The following is a 2,327-nucleotide window of genomic DNA, read 5'->3' as shown; positions in this document are numbered from 1 at the left end:
AACATGTAATCAGCCGTTTTCAGCGGATTGCCCCTTAGAAGCCGCCCGGAAGCGATTCCGCGGCGGTTTTTTCTTGGGTGGGTCATTTTCGTGAATATGCCACGGTTGAATGTCGCGTTCCTGCCACCAATTTCCCTGTCTGCGGCAGTGCCCGCCGTCGGTCGCTAGAATGATTTCCATGGCTACCAAATCCCCCAAGTCTCCTGCCTTGCCGCCCGCCCCCGTTGTCAGGCCTGACGATGGCCGTGGCGGCGAGTCGGTGGTGCTGGAGCGCCGTCCGCAAAAGACCAAGCCGCCGCAGATGTACCAGGTGGTGCTGCTCAACGATGACTACACGCCGATGGAGTTTGTGGTGATGGTGATTCAGGAGTTTTTCAACAAGGACCGAGAAACCGCAACCCAGATCATGCTGAAGATCCACCTAGACGGCAAAGGCATTTGTGGCGTTTATTCGAAGGATGTAGCTGCGACCAAGGTCGACCAGGTCACTGAGGCCGCCCGAAAAAATGGCCACCCGTTGCAAAGTGTCAGCGAGCCCATTGAAATATGACAAATCCCGCCAATATTCTCTTCAGAATTGAGTAAAGTTAGTACGCAAGCAAGCCGAAAGGAAAATCAATGATTGCCCAGGAACTAGAAGTCAGCTTGCACATGGCCTTTGTCGAAGCGCGTCAGCAGCGTCACGAGTTCATCACCGTTGAACACCTGTTGCTGGCCTTGCTGGACAACCCCAGTGCGGCCGAGGTGCTGCGCGCTTGCTCCGCCAATGTCGATGACCTGCGCAAGGCGCTGGCCAACTTCATCAAGGACAATACGCCGCAGGTCGCTGGCAGCGACGATGTGGACACCCAGCCCACGCTGGGTTTTCAGCGCGTGATCCAGCGCGCCATCATGCATGTGCAGTCCACCGGCAACGGCAAGAAAGAAGTCACCGGTGCCAATGTGCTGGTCGCCATTTTTGGCGAGAAGGACTCGCATGCCGTGTATTACCTGCATCAGCAGGGCGTGACGCGCCTGGACGTGGTGAACTTCATCGCGCATGGCATTAAAAAGAGCGACCCGCCCGAGCCTGCCAAGTCCGGTGAGAGCGCGGCCGAAAACGAAGAGGGCGGCGAAAAGAACGAAAAAGCGTCACCGCTTGAGCAGTTCACCGTCAACCTCAACCAGCTTGCCAGGGAAGGCAAGATTGACCCGCTGATCGGCCGGCAGTACGAGGTTGAGCGCGTCATTCAGATTCTGTGCCGCCGCCGCAAAAACAACCCGCTGCTGGTGGGCGAGGCCGGTGTCGGCAAAACCGCGATTGCCGAGGGTCTGGCCTGGCGCATCACGCAAAAAGACGTGCCCGAAATCCTGGCCGAAGCGAACGTGTATTCGCTCGACATGGGCGCTTTGCTGGCCGGCACCAAGTACCGCGGCGACTTCGAGCAGCGGCTCAAGGGCGTGCTCAAGGCGCTAAAAGACAAGCCCAACGGCGTGCTGTTCATCGATGAAATCCATACCCTGATCGGGGCCGGCGCGGCTTCGGGCGGCACGCTGGATGCGTCCAACCTGCTCAAGCCGGCGCTCAGTTCGGGCCAGCTCAAGTGCATTGGCGCCACCACCTTCACCGAGTACCGCGGTATTTTCGAGAAAGACGCGGCGCTGTCCCGGCGCTTCCAGAAGGTCGATGTGGTTGAGCCTACCGTGCAGGAAACGGTGGAAATTCTCAAAGGCCTGAAGTCGCGCTTTGAAGAGCACCACAGCGTCAAGTACGCCCCCGCAGCCCTGCAGGCCGCAGCCGAGCTGAGCGCCAAGTACATCAACGACCGGCATCTGCCCGACAAGGCGATTGACGTGATTGACGAGGCGGGCGCCGCCCAGCGGATTTTGCCGGCCAACAAGCGCAAGAAAACCATCACCAAGACCGAGGTCGAGGAAATCGTGGCCAAGATTGCCCGCATTCCGCCCGCCAACGTCTCCAACGACGACCGCGGCAAGCTCAAAACGCTGGAACGTGATCTGAAAAGCGTGGTGTTCGGCCAGGACAAGGCACTCGACGTGCTGGCGTCGTCAGTCAAGATGGCGCGCTCGGGCCTGGGCAAGGACGACAAGCCGATTGGCTCCTTCCTGTTTTCCGGCCCCACCGGTGTCGGCAAGACCGAGGCCGCCAAGCAGCTGGCCTACATCATGGGCATCGAGCTGATCCGCTTTGACATGAGCGAGTACATGGAGCGCCATGCCGTGAGCCGCCTGATTGGCGCACCGCCGGGCTATGTCGGGTTCGACCAGGGCGGGCTGCTGACCGAGGCGGTGACCAAGAAGCCGCATTGCGTGCTGCTGCTTGACGA

Annotated in this window: 2 protein-coding genes; both read left to right on the top strand. The window is 59.7% G+C overall.

The window, feature by feature from the left end:
• Positions 1-178: 178 nt before the first annotated feature.
• On the top strand, positions 179-550 hold the full coding sequence (gene clpS / locus RMO23_RS13930) for an ATP-dependent Clp protease adapter ClpS (protein WP_309682652.1): 372 nt from the start codon (positions 179-181) through the stop codon (positions 548-550).
• A 68-nt stretch (positions 551-618) separates the two neighbouring features.
• Positions 619-2,327, top strand: a 1,709-nt coding sequence (locus RMO23_RS13925) for an AAA family ATPase (protein ID WP_309682649.1), incomplete at its 3' end; no start/stop codon positions are given.

The organism is Polaromonas sp. (genome assembly GCF_031411155.1).
GTDB lineage: Bacteria > Pseudomonadota > Gammaproteobacteria > Burkholderiales > Burkholderiaceae_C > Polaromonas.
Note: the sequence above shows the minus strand (reverse complement) of the source record. Positions and strands in the feature narration are given on the sequence as shown.